The organism is Candidatus Kapaibacterium thiocyanatum (assembly GCA_001899175.1).
GTDB lineage: Bacteria > Bacteroidota > Ignavibacteria > Kapaibacteriales > Kapaibacteriaceae > Kapaibacterium > Kapaibacterium thiocyanatum.
Genome location: MKVH01000024.1, coordinates 803,777 through 819,462, shown reverse-complemented (window position 1 = coordinate 819,462; position 15,686 = coordinate 803,777). Strand labels below are relative to the sequence as shown.

At 61.2% G+C, this 15,686-nt stretch carries 11 protein-coding genes; 8 read left to right on the top strand and 3 right to left on the bottom strand.

Features of this window, described 5'->3' with window-relative positions; all coding sequences use genetic code 11:
* Positions 1-3 precede the first annotated feature (3 nt).
* Positions 4-1,227, bottom strand: a complete 1,224-nt coding sequence (locus tag BGO89_12070) for a hypothetical protein (protein ID OJX57224.1) — start codon at positions 1,225-1,227, stop codon at positions 4-6.
* Positions 1,228-2,937 (bottom strand): hypothetical protein, encoded by a 1,710-nt coding sequence (locus tag BGO89_12065; GenBank protein ID OJX57223.1) that lies wholly within the window; start codon positions 2,935-2,937, stop codon positions 1,228-1,230. It abuts the gene before it with no gap.
* Between the two features lie 89 nt (positions 2,938-3,026).
* Here BGO89_12065 and BGO89_12060 point away from each other — a divergent pair, with 89 nt between their 5' ends.
* Genes BGO89_12060 through BGO89_12050 form a run of 3 tightly spaced genes read left to right on the top strand, consistent with a single transcriptional unit; the run spans position 3,027 to position 8,827 of the window.
* Entirely contained in the window at positions 3,027-6,317 is a 3,291-nt protein-coding gene (locus BGO89_12060) for a hypothetical protein (protein OJX57222.1), read from the top strand.
* Between the two features lie 6 nt (positions 6,318-6,323).
* Positions 6,324-7,001: a hypothetical protein gene (locus tag BGO89_12055; GenBank protein ID OJX57221.1), complete on the top strand. Its 678-nt coding sequence runs from the start codon at positions 6,324-6,326 to the stop codon at positions 6,999-7,001.
* A 32-nt stretch (positions 7,002-7,033) separates the two neighbouring features.
* Positions 7,034-8,827, top strand: coding sequence for a hypothetical protein (locus BGO89_12050; protein ID OJX57220.1), 1,794 nt, complete (start codon positions 7,034-7,036; stop codon positions 8,825-8,827).
* Here BGO89_12050 and BGO89_12045 read toward each other — a convergent pair.
* A complete protein-coding gene (locus tag BGO89_12045; GenBank protein ID OJX57219.1) occupies positions 8,814-9,503 on the bottom strand; it encodes a hypothetical protein in 690 nt (229 codons plus the stop codon). The genes BGO89_12050 and BGO89_12045 overlap by 14 nt on opposite strands.
* 107 nt (positions 9,504-9,610) lie before the next feature.
* Here BGO89_12045 and BGO89_12040 point away from each other — a divergent pair, with 107 nt between their 5' ends.
* The 5 genes from BGO89_12040 to BGO89_12020 are packed head-to-tail and all read left to right on the top strand — an operon-like array spanning position 9,611 to position 15,579.
* Positions 9,611-10,372, top strand: a complete 762-nt coding sequence (locus BGO89_12040) for an enoyl-CoA hydratase (protein ID OJX57382.1) — start codon at positions 9,611-9,613, stop codon at positions 10,370-10,372.
* Positions 10,372-11,157, top strand: coding sequence for a 2-(1,2-epoxy-1,2-dihydrophenyl)acetyl-CoA isomerase (locus tag BGO89_12035; GenBank protein ID OJX57218.1), 786 nt, complete (start codon positions 10,372-10,374; stop codon positions 11,155-11,157). The genes BGO89_12040 and BGO89_12035 overlap by 1 nt, the downstream gene beginning before the upstream one ends.
* Positions 11,158-11,179: 22 nt before the next feature.
* Positions 11,180-13,396 carry a hypothetical protein gene (locus tag BGO89_12030; protein OJX57217.1) on the top strand — a complete coding sequence of 739 codons (2,217 nt, stop codon included), beginning with the start codon at positions 11,180-11,182 and terminating at the stop codon, positions 13,394-13,396.
* Positions 13,393-14,319, top strand: coding sequence for a site-specific tyrosine recombinase XerD (locus BGO89_12025; protein OJX57216.1), 927 nt, complete (start codon positions 13,393-13,395; stop codon positions 14,317-14,319). Before BGO89_12030 ends, BGO89_12025 begins: the two co-directional genes overlap by 4 nt.
* A 3-nt stretch (positions 14,320-14,322) precedes the next feature.
* Positions 14,323-15,579, top strand: coding sequence for a hypothetical protein (locus BGO89_12020; protein OJX57215.1), 1,257 nt, complete (start codon positions 14,323-14,325; stop codon positions 15,577-15,579).
* Positions 15,580-15,686 lie beyond the last annotated feature (107 nt).

The following is a 15,686-nucleotide window of genomic DNA, read 5'->3' as shown; positions in this document are numbered from 1 at the left end:
ACGTCAGCGCTTCCGTTCGGGCACGAAGGAGATCAGCACCTCGAGTCCGAGCGTTCCGGGGAACAGGTCCATGGGCACGATGCGCTCCGCCCGGTAACCGGCGGCTTTCCATTCCCTGACGCTGCGACGGATTTCCTCGTGGCCGCAGAAGATTTCCACGACACGACGTGGCTCTCCCTGTGCGATGGCATCGATGACGCCCTTGGCAGTACCCGCTCGCGGCGGATCGAGAATGACGACGTCCGATTCCACCGCTCCCCTGCCACGTGGCATGCTCCAGAGCTTCCTGATCGACTGTGGTGTCACGGCCGAAGCGATGGCGAGAGCCTTCCCCCCAGCACGACCGATGTTGTAGCGTGCGTTACCGACCGTATCCTCGTCGAGGTCCATGGCCACGACGTTCTTCACCTGCGACGCCAGGGACGCTCCGAACAGACCATATCCGCAGTAGAGGTCGAGCAGACGGTCTTCCGGTCGAACTGCCGCCAACGTACGGGCAACGTCCACGAAGGCCGGAACGATGGCGAAGTTGATCTGCGAAAAGCTGAAGACACCGACCTGGTACTGGACGTCGTTGACGGACTGCCGCCATGCGGCGTGACCGAAGATCTTCTTCGACTTGATGCCTCCCGGGGTCCGCTCCATATCCAGATAGTACCGGCTTCCGCGCGGATCGTGGAACATCCATGCGGAAACGACGGACGGATGCTCGCTGCGGACGTATTCGGCACAGCGTTTCGCTGCGCGGACGATATCGGCATCCATGAACTGCACGTTCAGGATCAGCACGTGTTCGTCATAGGTACCACGCACGATGACGTGATTCATGGCACCGGCCAGGGGGTCACGTGGACGGCGCAGGAAGGTTTCCACCGACTTGAAGATCCCCAGATGCGATGCCGGCTCCAATGTCTCTTCGGCTGCGTCCACCTTCGGGACCGAGCCATCGCCGTTGGCCAGAAGCAACTGTCCTTCACGCCGCAGCATCATGACACGCCGACGCGACGTGGTACGATAGCCACGCGGCAGTGGAGCGCGTACGAGAGGGTCGATCACAGCACCATCGGCACCGACGTTCGCGAGGAAGGCAGCGGCAGCTTTCCGCTTCACCTCGTATTCCTTCGCATATGGGGTCTGCCCGAACGCCGCAGGGCCGTGGAGAATGCGCATATCGGCCGCACGCAGTGCATCGGCCAGGTAGGTATCGAACGTTCTGATCTTGTACATTCAACCGAGGGGTTTGACGACGACGATAGAGGTATCGTCGTCGAAGACATGTGAATCCGTGTACTGCCGGAGATCTTCCTGCAGACGGTCGAGTAATTCTCTAGCCGTACCCACGCGATGACGGCGGGCGCTCTCGACGAGGCTGCCGACGTCGTATTCGTGTCCAGCGGGATTGCGGGCTTCCGTGACGCCATCCGTGTAGAGGATAAGGACTGCATCGGGTTTCAGCGTGCCGATACCCATGCGATACGGTGGCGGGTCGGCGATCACACCGGTGATGATGCCACCGTCCGAGAGCAGGACGACGTCCTCACCGTCCAGAAGGATCGGCGGATTATGCCCGGCATTGACGTAGTGCACGGCCATCGTACGGGAATCGACGATGGCGAGGAACATGGTCACGAAGACTTCCGGCTCCGTGTTGTCGCAGATGAGTCTGTTGATCCTGTCGATGAGCTGCGTCAGCGGGAGATCGAGCTTGGCCAGGACGTTCAGGGCCGCCTGGACGTTGGCCATGAGCAGGGCCGCAGGAACGCCCTTGCCGGCCACGTCTGCGATGGCGAGAAGCGTCCTGTGATCGTCGAGGGGAATGACGTCGTAGTAATCGCCGCTGATATGCTTGCTCGGATAGGTATCGGCGGCGATGTCGATACCCGGCGTGGGTGGCAACTGAACCGGAAGGAGGCCGCGCTGGATGTCGGCGGCGATGGACAGTTCGCTTTCGAGCCGCTGCTTGTCCAGTTCCTCCCGGAACAGACGTTCGTTCTCGATGGCGGCCATGGCCGTATTGCCCAATGCCTCGACGAAGAGCACTTCGTCGTCCGAGAACCGTTGTCCGTTCAACTTGCCGCACAATGCCAGCACACCCTTCTTGTGTCCGTGCACGGTCATCGGCGACACGACTGCGACACCGTTCCGTTCCAGCAACGGGCGGAGGTGGTGTTCGGCGGACAGGTCTTCCGTCCGGAAGGGATGTTCCACCTCGAGGATGTCGGGATACAGATCCTGGAGGCTGGCGGCGGCCTGGCGATTGATGATGACGTGTTCGTCCTGCTCGGACTCGGTAAGGAACAGTCCGAAGCTGCTGATCATCAACTGCCCCATAAGACGATAGGACAGTGTGCGGAGCATCTGGTTCAGTTCCATCGCCCCGGTGAAGTCACGCGCACTTTCGAAGAGCGTGTAGACGAGCAGGTTCCTCGCCTGCAGATCCTTCTTCGCCTGGATGAGGGATCGCACCATCTGGGCATTGTGGACCGCCGTCGACGTAATGGAACGTACGAGGTCCATATAGGTCCGTACGTCCGGTTCCTGTTCGATCCCGTCCAGGCTATGACCAAAACATAACACGGCGATCAGATCGCCCTGACGTTGCAGTGGAATGCACCAGTACAGACCTGCCGAAGCGAGCACGGCCGTATCGGGATCGTCTTCACTGGTGAAGACAGGCTCCGTCAGATCGAACCGCGGAACGGAAAGGATCGACACGCCCTTCAAATGCTTTGCTATCAAGAGCTTGCCATCCGGAACGAAGGCACATGCACGGCGTATCTTCAGCTTCCCCATCACGCTCAGAAGTGCCACGTTCAGGATCCTGTCGTCGGAATCCGTTTCCGACAACTGGGCGCTGAGGTCGAGCAACGACGTCAGATGCATCGCCGACGAGGCGGCGAACGTGGATCGAGGGGAACCGGAAGTATAGGCCAACATGATGCGAATATACCATACCGTCCTGGGCCTGGGCTCGAAAATGCCGTAGTTTTGGACTCAATTTCCACGGCATCAGCACTCGGAGCATCATGGTTCGTCGATACGTCGTCCTCGTTCCCCTCCTGTTCCTTGTCACCACGTTCGCCGGTCTGTCGCAAGGCGTCACGACGGGTTCCCTGGCCGGTACCGTCTCGGTACGGGCGGGCACGAAGCCCGGCGCGTTGCCGGGAGCTACCGTCAAGGCCATCCACGAACCCACGGGATCCGTCTACGGAGCGATCTCGCGGGAAAACGGACGTTATACCATCAAGGGCATGCGTCCGGGTGGGCCATATACCATCAGGGCCACGTTCGTGGGCTACGAAGCCCGTGTCGTATCCGGCGTCACCATCGTCGTCGGCGAAACCTTCGACCTCGATCTCGCGCTCGACGAGCTCGGTACGAAGACGAAGGAAGTGGTGGTGACGGCAAGGGGTGATGCTCTCTTCGATGCTTCCAAGACCGGCTCGAGCTCCATCATCACCGGCGAGACGATCAGGAACGCTCCGACGATCAACCGCAGCATCACCGACATGGCGCGCATCAATCCGTACGCGTCACAGGCGCAATCCGCCGGAGGAAGCTTCGACGCCACGGCGGGCATCAGCATCGCAGGACAGAACACGCGCTTCAACAACTTCCAGATCGACGGCGCGTCGGCGAACGACGCCTTCGGCATCGGCGGAGCCGGAACGGCGGGAAGTGTCGCCAACAACAACTTCGTCACCCTCGAAGCCATCGACGAACTCAAGGTCGCCGTCTCACCATACGACGTCCGCCAGAGCGGCTTCACCGGAGGTCTGATCAACGCCGTCACGCGCGGCGGTACGAATACCATGAAGGGTTCGATCTTCTTCTACGGCAGGAACGAGGCCCTGGTAGGGCTCAGCCCCGATGTGAACCGCAGACCCTTCGACAACTTCTACGATGCGCAGATGGGCGGACGCCTCGGCGGTCCCATCGTCCGGGACAAGCTGTTCTTCCATGTCTCCGCCGAGACGCGCCAGCGCTCCACACCTGTCGAGGTAGGTATCAACGATCCCAACGCCCTCAACAACTTCGCCGTGAACCCGCAGGTGATCGACGAAGTGGCCCGCATCGCGAGAGACGTCTATGGCTTCGACCCAGGTGCCACGACCAATCCCTATTCCATTCCGAACCGCTCGTACAACATCCTGACGCGTCTGGACTGGAACATCTCCGATCAGCACAAGCTGCAGTTCAGGCACAACCTCCTGTACGGGACGCAGACGCGGAATCTGCAGCGCACGAGCACCGTCTTCGGTCTTACGAGCCAGGCCAACGACTTCACGACGTGGAGTAACCAGTTCGTCACGCAACTCAACAGCGTGCTGGGCGACGGCGTATCCAACGAGTTCCGGGCGACGCTCACGACAACGAACGAACAACGCGTCCTCTCGACCAATCCCTTCCCCGAAATCAGGGTCTACGTAGGCTCACGCGAGTACGTGACGTTCGGGCCGGAGCGCAACTCCCAGGCCAACGCCCTCGATCAGACGCAACTGACGCTGACGGACGATGTCTCCTTCTTCCTCGGGGCGCATACGCTCACGCTGGGTACGCACAACGAGATAAGCTGGTTCAACAACCTCTTCATTCCCGACGCCTACGGAAGCTATCAGTTCGAGAACGTCCAGACCTTCCGCGATTCCACGCCCAACTACTATCGCCTGAGCTACGCCAACACGGCCGTCACGGGCAGCACCCTGCTGCCGCGCCAGCCGTGGAGCATGATGCAGGCCGGACTCTATCTGATGGACGAATGGCAGGTGACCCCGACGCTGCGCGTGACAGGCGGCCTCCGGGTCGACGTTCCGGTCTTCTTCACCAATCCGCTCGAGAACCCGACCTTCGCCCGGCAATTCCCCGGCTTGTCGACGTCGCAGATCCCGTCCACGGCCCTCCTGTACTCACCGCGCGCGGGCTTCAACTGGGACGTTTCCGGCGACAAGACATTCCAGATCCGGGGTGGAAGCGGCCTCTTCACCGGTCGTGCACCGGCGGTATGGATCGGCAACCAGTACACCAATACGGGCATGGACCTGTATCGCGTGGAGATCGGTCGTTCAGGCGCAGGACAGAGTCCCATCATCGACCCCGTCACAGGGCAACCGGCCAGGATCGACGTCTCCGCACCTCCTCCACGTCCGGGCGATCCGACCTTCCCCGGCACGGCGACGAGTCAGCGCAGCGCTATCAACATCACGGACAAGAACTTCAGATTCCCGCAGATCTGGCGTAGCACGCTGGGCTTCGACTACCGGCTGCTTCCGGGCATCACCCTCACGGTCGAAGGCATGTACGGAAGGAACATCAACAGTATCGACTATGCGAACCTGAACCTGCGTCCTTCGGGCCGCGGCGTTTCACCGCTCGATGGACGTCCGATGTATGCCGACGCGAGCCGTACGGATTCGCTCGTATCGCCGGATTTCACGCAGGTCCTGCTCCTGCGCAGCCGTTCGGAAGGATATTCCTACTCGACATCCGCCCAGCTCAACGTCGATGCCCGCAACACCATCGTCCCGGGCCTCGGCATCCTGCTGGCCTATACCCACATGGCAGCCTACGATCTGAACGCGTCCACGGATGCGACGGCATCGAGTCAATGGGGCAATACGGACGCCGTCGACCCGAACAACGCGACACTCGGACGTTCGAACTACGACGTCCCCCATCGCATCCTCGCCAACGTGAGCTATACGATTCCCTGGACGTCGGACGTCAGCACGACGATCGGCATCGTCTACAGCGGGAATTCCGGACGCCCCTATTCCTTGTCCTACATCCAGGACTACAACGGAGATAATGCCCTGGGCGGCAACGACCTCATCTACGTTCCCAAACGCGAGGATTACGGCACGAAGGTCGTCGTGACGCAGCCCACCGGCACCGATCTCCGGACGCCGGAACAGGTATGGGAACAGATCATGTCGTTCGTCGAAAGCAATCCCGTGCTGAAGGAATATCAGGGACGCATCCTGCCCCGCAACGCGCTGCGCGAACCCTGGCTCAACCAGCTCGACCTGCGTCTGACGCAGAAGCTGCCCGCCTTCGGAACGAACAGCGTGGAATTCACCCTTGACGTACAGAACCTGCTGAACCTCATCGACAGCGAGAGCGGCCTGCAGCGCTACGTGAACTTCCAGAGCTACAACATCTTCGGTCTCACGACGACGAACGGCACGCCCTTCGACAACCAGGGACGCCTGCGGATGACGTACAGCCAACCCGTCACCAACGGACGTCCGGGCATCTACAACACCGACAACTACGGCTCACGCTGGCGCATGCAGCTCGGCGTGCGCTACAACTTCTAGATCATCATGAAGCATCTTCTCTTCCTGCTCTGTTCCGTTCTAGCCGTTGCATGCAACGAGAACGTCCTCGATCTCCCCGATCCGCCTCCAGCGCGGTTGCGCATCGTCAACGTGACGGAAGACGTCGAGACGCTGTCCGTCATGGTCGACTCCTCCGCACGCCTCACGATACCGCGCGGCAAGGCCTCCGGATTCGAACAGGCGGCGGCCGGCCGGGCCATCTCCTTCGACCTGAGCGACGGCAACGGACAGGCTCTTCGACGTGAATCGCTCTACTACACACTCGGTGGCGACGCGCGCGTCCTGCTCTTCGTCAAGGGCTCCAGGACCGGGCTCATCGAATTCCGCCGCGCCATCCAGGATACGCTCGTCGATCCCGCGTCGCCGCAGGCCTTCGTGCGGTTCACGCATATGGCGGAGCTCACGGACCGCGGCCAGCTCGTCGAGCTGTGGGTGAAGGGCGGCCAGCGTGTCTTCCCCGAAGACTATCTTCCCGGCATCACGTCGCCGAAGGCCGAGCCCATCGCACCGGGTACCTATACCTTCGAGCTGCGTGAGTCCGGCACCACGTCCGTCCTCGCCGAATGGCCGGCGATGGACATCAGGGCCGGCATGTCCGTGATGCTCTACACCTACGATCTCGCCCCGCCGGAACTGGACCGTATCGGTACCGGCTCCTTCTGAACATGTTTCCATTTTCATCGCAGAGTACGCACATGACTGGTCTTCGCCATCATCTCGTCGGAACGGCCCTCGCCCTGCTGGGTGCGGCTGCACTCCACGCCCAGGACCCCATTTCGATCGCCGATGCCAAGCAGCAGCAGTTCGAGACGACGGTCACCAAGGTCGCAGGTCGCGTGACGGTAGCCGGGCAATTCCGCAATACGGCCTTCATCCAGGATCGCACGGCAGGCATCGCCGTCTTCAACAACAACTTCCGTACGGGTGTACGCATCGGCGACTCCGTCGTGATCGAGCGCGCCGTCCTCCGCGAGTTCGGACAATCGACGGGTCAACCCGGAACGGGGCTAACGCAGCTCGCCGGCGACTCCCTCCGCTTCACCGTGATCCCGGTCGAACGCATCGATCCCACGCCGCGTAACGTCACGATTCCCAACATCCTCGAAAGCGTCGAAGGCCAGCTCGTCAGGGTGCGCCGCGTGCGCTTCATCCAGACGGGCTCCTTCCAGGGCGAGACCACCTATCAGGTCACGGACCAGTTCGGCAACTTCCTCGACGTACGTCTCGATGCGGCGACGGAAGTCGCCATCAACCAGCTCCCGATCCCCGAAGGGGACGTCGATCTCATCGGTGCCATCAGCCAGTTCCGCGGCTCGTATCAGCTCCAGCCCCGCTTCGCCACCGATATCGGCCTTCCCCCTATCGTGATCGATACCGTTGCGCGTTCGCGTACCCTCGATCTGTCGACGTGGAACCTGGACTGGTACGGATCGGCCGATACGCTGCGTGGCCCGCGCGACAAGAACCGTCAGCGCCGCAGCATCCGCCAGGTCATGGACTCCGTCCGCTCCGACATCTACGCCCTCCAGGAAGTCCTCACCCAGACTGCCCTGGATGCATTGAGCGATTCCATCTCCGGTTCGTACGGCAACTTCCTCGCCACGGACATCACGTCGGATCAGAAGCTGGCCTATATCTACAACCGCGACGTCGTGACTCCGGTATCGCGCGGACTGGCCGTCAACGGTGGCGCCCAGGCATGGGCCAACGGACGCTTCCCCTACCGCCTGACGTTCGAGGCGAAGGTGGAAGGAACGACGCATCGTCTCGTCGTCTTCAACATCCACGGCAAGGCCACGGACTCGACGACGGCACAGGAAGACTACGACCGCCGCAAGGTCGATGCCGAGACCTTCCATGCCTATCTGCACGACTTCTACAACGACTCGCTCGTCATCGTGATGGGCGACTTCAACGACGAGATCATCAACACCGTCATCGACGATACCAGGCGTACGCCCTACGCCGTCTTCGTCGACGACTCGACGAACTGGTTCATCCCGACCTACACCCTTGCAGAACGCGGCCTCTCGTCCTACGTGGGCGGACGCCGGAGCTTCCTCGACAACATCATGGTATCGAACGAAGTCAAGCCTTACGTCCATCGTACGTATCTGGAAACGCCGTCCGCCTATCTCTCGTCCTATTCGTCCACGGTCACCGACCACCTTCCCGTCACGATGCGCGTCTTCACGGGCAACATTCCGGTATCCGTCCAGGAAGACGTCGCCGGGACCGGCCTTCGCGTATCGCCGAATCCTATGTCCGATCATGGCATGGTGGAAGTGAACATGGAGAACGGTGGACGTCTTTCGGCATCGCTGATCGACGGCATGGGTAGCGTCGTTATGGAACTCGCCGACGAAACCGTGGCGCCGTCGATCCGCCTCCTGCAGATCCCTGTGGCGGCCCTGGCTTCGGGCTCCTACATGCTTCGTGTTTCGGTGAACGGTATCGTTCGTACGCAGCCCGTCGTCATCGTGCACTGATGACGCTCATCAGCGCGATGGCCGCGGTTTCCGCACGCAGGCGATAGCGGCCGATCCTGATACGACGAATGTTCGATGCATCGAGCAGATCCTGCTCCCCTCGTGAAAAACCACCTTCAGGGCCGACGTAGATCCAGCAGCCGCTGGAATGCGTCGGCTCCGTCGTAATGGCCCCGCCGAACTGGTCGCCGGCATAGGCCACGGCATCCGAAGGCATGCGTCCGATGACGTCCTGCAGCGTCGCGGGCTCGTGCAGGACGGGAAGCCACAGCCTGCCGCACTGCGTGAGCGCGGCCTTCGCCTTCGCCTCCATCCGCTCCATCTTCACGGAGCCATGATGCTGATGATGGTCGGCATCGATGAACATGAGATCCGTCACGCCGAGCTCCGTCGCCTTTTCCACCACGAATTCCATGCGATCGCGATTGTCCAGCAGACCCATGCACAGGACGAACGGTATGGCAGCGGTTTCCACCGAACGTGATACGACGTGAAGGATCATGTCGGTGCGTTCCTTGCGTTCGACGGTACAGCTCGCGAGGAGGCCCTTCCCGTTGAGGACACCAACGCGCTCCCCGTCACGCAGGCGCAGTGCTGCCAGATGTCGTGCTGTTTCGGGAGGAGGAACGATGGTCGTCGAATGCTCGGCGAGACTCTCGATGAAGACGTTGTCCATGAACGGTGATCGTGTGTGAATCAGTCGGAAGGCACGGCGAAAATGCCGTATTTTGGGGCTTCGAACACCATTCAAATCGATCGAGCAGCATGACCAGCTACACCTGTATCGAAGTCTATACGCCGTTACCCGGCATCGGTGCGATCAAACTCAATCGACCGAACGTCCTGAACGCCCTGAGCCTGCAGACGATGATCGAGCTGGTGCAGGCCTTCGAAGCATACGACAACGACTCCACCGTCCGCTGCATCGTTCTCCACGGTAACGAGAAGGCCTTCGCCGCCGGTGCCGATATCACGGAAATGAGCGATGCAGATGCCATCGAGATGCTGCGCCGTGACCAGTTCAGTCGCTGGGAACGCATCCGGCTCACCAGGACGCCGGTGATCGCAGCCGTCAGTGGCTTCGCCCTCGGTGGCGGATGCGAGCTGGCGATGGTCTGCGACATGATCGTCGCGAGCGACACAGCACAGTTCGGTCAGCCCGAAATCAACATCGGCGTGATGCCCGGTGCCGGTGGCACGCAGCGTCTGACGCGCGCCGTAGGCAAGGCACTGGCCATGGAGATGGTATTGACGGGACGTATGATCTCGGCACGTCAGGCCTTGCAGGCGGGCCTCGTCAACCGCGTCGTTCCCACCGAAGTCTATCTCGACGAAGCGATGGCGTTGGCGCAGGACGTCGCTGCCAAGGCGCCCGTCGCCGCGCGACTCGCCAAGGAAAGCGTGCTGAAGGCATTCAGCACCACGCTCGAAGGAGGAATGGAATTCGAACGCAAGAACTTCTACATGCTGTTCGCCACCGAAGACCAGAAGGAAGGGATGAAGGCCTTCGTCGAAAAACGGAAACCTGAATGGAAGGGCAAGTGATGACATTCGAGACGATCCTGTATACCATCGAGGACGGCATAGGTACGATCACGCTGAATCGTCCCGATTCCTTCAACGCTGCCAACGAACAACTGACGACGGACCTGCAGCAGGCCCTGGCCGATGCCACCACGAACGAGGCCGTGCGCTGCGTCGTATTGACGGGCGCAGGCAAGGCCTTCTGCTCCGGACAGGACCTCAAGGACGCTCCGACCGGTGGCGGCAAGCGCAGTCTCAAGGATTCCCTGCACCGTCGTTACAACCCCATCATCCGGGCCATGCGCTCCATGCCCAAGCCCATCATCGCAGGCATCAACGGTGTGGCCGCAGGCGCAGGCCTTTCCCTGGCCCTCGCTGCCGACGTCCGCATCATGAGCAGCGCCGCACGCATGGTGGAAGCCTTCATCGGCATCGCCCTCATCCCGGATTCGGGAGCGACCTGCTTCTATCCCCGCATGCTCGGCTATGCCAAGGCCTTCGAATTCGCCACGCTGAACAAGCCCATCACGGCCGACGACGCGCTCCATCTCGGAATGGTCAACATGGTCGTGGCCCCAAGGGCCTTCCCTGCCGCACTGGCAGCCGTGGCCAGACAGTATGCCCATGGACCGACGCAGACATACGGCTTCGTCAAGGAACTTCTCCAGCAGGGCATGACGTCGACGCTCGACGACATGCTCGAACGCGAGGCCGACTATCAACAACGCGCAGGTGAATCGGCCGACTACACCGAAGGTGTCACGGCCTTCATCGAGAAACGTTCGCCGCGCTTCACCGGACGCTGATCCACTACGGAGATGTGCGCCAATGGCACGTACCAAACCGACACTGTTCGAGCAGATCAAGGACGAAGTACGCGAAGAGCGGCCGCGGAGAAGCTGGACGACGTCACCCGTCGTGCGGGTCTTCATCATCGTGATCACGATCACGGCCGTGGCCATGTTCTTCCCGGGACGCTCCGGCGATACACAACGGACCGTATTCGATGGATCCTTGCTGGGAACGGTGTGGACGGAAGAGACGATCGTGGCCGACTATCCCTACCCTGTGCTCAAGCCCGACGACGTCCTGGAGACGCAACAGGCCGCGGCACGGAAGGAAGCGCCCTTCGTCTTCGTGCCCGACGGTAACGCCACGGAAACGGCAACGGCACAGTTACGATACATCAGCCGCGGCATCTCCGACGGTATCGACTCCAATTCGCGCCTCGGATCGTCGCTCCGCGACCGCATCCAGTATCTCTCCACGCCGTCGCGCCGCCAGCTCGGCGCGATTCTCGACAATCGTGGTCAGGCCATCATCGGCGCGGTCTATTCGACGGGATACATCGACATCGACGACTCCACGATATCCGGCGACGTTCTCACGGTGCGTCCTACCCCCTCCACCGAGCGGATCGTTCCCATCTCCAGCATCGTCGACTCTGCGGGCTGTGCCCTGCTCATCGGCGATCGTCTGGCAGCGCTCCCCGATGACCTGCAGGCCCTGGCCACCGATCTGCTGATGGCGGCCATGAAGCCGAACCTCCGGTACGACGCCGGGCTCACCGAACGTGCACGCGACGAAGCGGCCCTGGCCGTACCCACGACGCAGGAGATCGTACAGAAGGGAGATCTGGTCATCCGCAAGGGCATGCGCGTGGATCAACGTGCGCTCGCGCGCCTTGTCTCCTACCGCGACGCCGAATATGCACGCAGCAACACGCGGTTCTCGGTCCTGGTCATCGTGGGCAGCCTCGCCCACTCGGCCGTCATCATCTCCATCCTGATCCTGTATCTGTACTTCATGCGGAGGCATTCCTTCAACAGGAACGGACAGCTCGCGAGCCTCTGCCTTCTTCCCGTCCTCACGGCTGGAATGGGATGGCTGAGCGTCAACCTCCCCACCGATCTTCCGCTGGAGTATGCCATCGTCATTCCCGCGATGTCCATGCTCATCAGCGTCCTCTACGAGGCACGCACGGCCTTCGTCGTCACGCTCGTCATGGCCTTCACCGTCTCCGGCGTTCGTGGCAACGACTATCCCGCGGCCATCGTCCTGCTGATCGCAGGCATGCTCGCAGCGTACTCGGTCACACGGATCCAGAGCCGTACGCAGATCTTCACGTCCATCCTGTCCATCTTCGTCGGTATCGTCGTCACGATCCTCGCCGTCGATCTGGAACGTTCCACGCCGGGCAGCCTTCTTCTCGAGAAGCTCATTCTCGGCACCGTGAATGCCGTGCTCTCACCGCTGCTGACGTTCGCCGCCATCATCCTGCTCGAACGCGTCTTCAATGTGGCGACGGACCTGCGTCTGGACGAGTTCGACAATCTGACGCATCCCCTGCTGCAGCAACTGAACGAGCGCGCACCGGGCACCTACCAGCATACCCTCGCCGTAGCACGACTGAGTGAAGCGGCTGCGAGCGCCATCGGCGCCAATCCTCTTCTCGCCAAGGTCGGCGCCCTCTTCCACGATATCGGCAAGCTCGAGAAATCGGAATACTTCGTCGAGAACCAGATCGACATCGACAACAAGCACGACAAGCTGCCGCCGAAGAAGAGCGCGGCCATCATCAGGCAGCACATCCAGGACGGCATCGAACTCGCGAAGCAATACAAGGTGCCCGAGCGCATCTGGAAGTTCGTGCCCATGCACCACGGCACAATCCTCATCAAGCACTTCTACGCGAAGGCACTCGACGAGTCGTTGCTGAAGGAATCTACGGTCGATGAACAGGACTACCGTTATCCGGGACCACGACCGGACTCGAAAGAAACGGCCATCGTCATGCTGGCCGATGCAACCGAAGCGCTCTCACGCCTCGTCACGTCAGGTCAGCGCGAAGACCTCGAACGCGCGGTCGACAAGATCGTCATGGAACGCTTCATGGACGGTCAGCTCGACAACACGCCCCTGACCATGAAGGACCTGCAGCTCATCAAGGAATCCTTCGTACGCAACCTCATCGGATCGTCACATCAACGCGTCCGCTACAAGGAAGTGAGCAACCCGCAGGACAACACCGCACCGTCGGCATGAATGCAGCACCGCAGCTTCCTCCGCCGTTGACTCGCGACATCACGCAGTTCACCCATTACCTGCGTCTCGAGCGTGGGTTGGCCGAAACGACGATCGTCGCCTACGAACACGATATCCGTCAGTTCGCCGGCTTCCTGGCGAACCGTGCAATGACGGCGTTCCCCCAGGCGACACTCGCCGTGGCGCGCGATTTCTTCGTCGCCCTTGCCGATGTCGGCATCGGTACGACGAGCAGGGCGCGCTATCTGTCGTCACTGAAGCATCTGTATCGCTACCTCGTCGCGGCCGGCCGCGCCACGGCCGATATCACCGAAGCGATGGAACTGCCGAGAGGAAAACGCCATCTGCCCGATGCTCTCACGGTCGACGAGATGCAGCGACTGCTCGACGTCATCAATCTCTCGTCTCCCGGCGGCCTGCGTAACAGGGCGATGCTCGAAACCATGTATGCCTGTGGACTGCGGGTCAGCGAAACGGCGACGCTACGGCAACGCGACATCCTTGCGGAAATGGAAATCGTCCGCGTCTTCGGTAAAGGCTCGAAGGAACGCATCGTCCCTATCGGTCTGTCGGCTCTGGAATGGATACGACGATACCAGACGGAAGCACGGGGCAGCCTGGTGAAGACGAGCGAAACGGACGACATCCTCTTCCTCAACTATCGCGGGAAGCCGCTGTCGCGCATGGGCATCTGGAAGATCATCAACGAAGCGGCAACGTCGGCGGGTATCGAGAAGCACGTCCATCCGCACATGTTCCGTCACTCCTTCGCCACCCATCTCATCGAAGGCGGTGCGGACCTCCGTGCCGTCCAGGAGATGCTCGGTCATGCGGATATCGCGACGACCCAGATCTATACGCACATCGATCGCGCCTATATCAAGGAAGTGCACACCTTGTTCCATCCCCGTTCCCGTGGCTGACCGATGAAGACCTTCCTTCGTCTGTCGCTCGTTACCCTCCTGTTCGGTATCGGTACCTTCGCCGTCGTTGGCTCTACGTTCACGGCGGACGTCAAATGCGGTATCGACAATCTCATCGATACCGACTTCGCACTGCTGAAGGGCAAACGCGTCGTCCTCGTCACGCATGCTGCGGCACGTGCGCGCAGCGGTCGCAGCACTGCCGAAGAGTTCATGCTCCGCAAGGATATCCGGCTCGTGCGCATCCTGGCTCCCGAACATGGCTACTATGGTGTCGTCAGTGCCGGAGAAACCGTCCATTCCGATACGCTCGGTGGTACTCCCGTCGTATCGCTCTACGGTGCCCTGCGGCGTCCTGATTCCTCCATGCTGTCCGATGCCGACGTCGTCGTCATCGACATGCAGGACATCGGGGTCCGGTCCTACACCTACATCAGTACCATGACGGAAGTCATGGAAGCATGCGCACTGTTCTCGAGGCCCCTCATCGTTCTCGATCGTCCCAATCCGTTGGGCGGCACGGTCGTCGATGGCAATCTCCCTGACCCGGCGCTTCGCTCCTTCATCGGCCGCCTCCCGATTCCCTACGTCCATGGATGCACGATGGGAGAATTGGCCACGATGACGAACGAGGAAGGCTGGCTCGCGAAAGGTGCGGGAGGGCAGCCACGACGCTGTTCACTCACCGTCGTGCGGCTCAAGCGCTGGAAGCGTTCGATGTCGTGGGAGGAAACCGGACTGCCGTGGTATCCGACGTCACCGAACATCCCTACGGTCCATGCCGTACGAGGCTATGCCGTCACCGGATTGACGGGTGAACTCGGTCCCGTCTCCATCGGGATCGGCACCGCATCGCCATTCACCGTCATCGGCGCCCCGACACTTGCATTCGATACCATCCTCGTGCGACGTCTGGCCCGGTATGGGGTCATCGCCCAGGCCGCGCGCTACAATCCTGCCGTCGGCAAGTTCGCCAGGCAGGTCTGCACGGGCTACTACCTCGCCTTCTCGATGAACGACGACGTCAAGCCTTTCCGTGCCGCACTCGCTCTACTGTCCGTACTGCACAGATCACAACCCGCCCTCTTTCCGGATTCACTCGCATCGAGCAGGCAGGCAGGCATGTTCAACAAGGCCGTCGGATCATCGGCCATTCTGCCGCTGATCCTTTCCGATGGCTCGTGGACCGATATCGAGGCCCTCGCGGTAGCGGGCCTGCAGGACTTCCTGAAGCGCAGGGAGAAATACCTGCTGTATTGAGTACGAAGGAATGGACACCATCCGGGAATGTTCTCCGGATTCGAAGGCCGGGCCAGCCAATCGACACTCATCGTCGTCGTTACCGATGAGCGGCACGAAACGGTCGT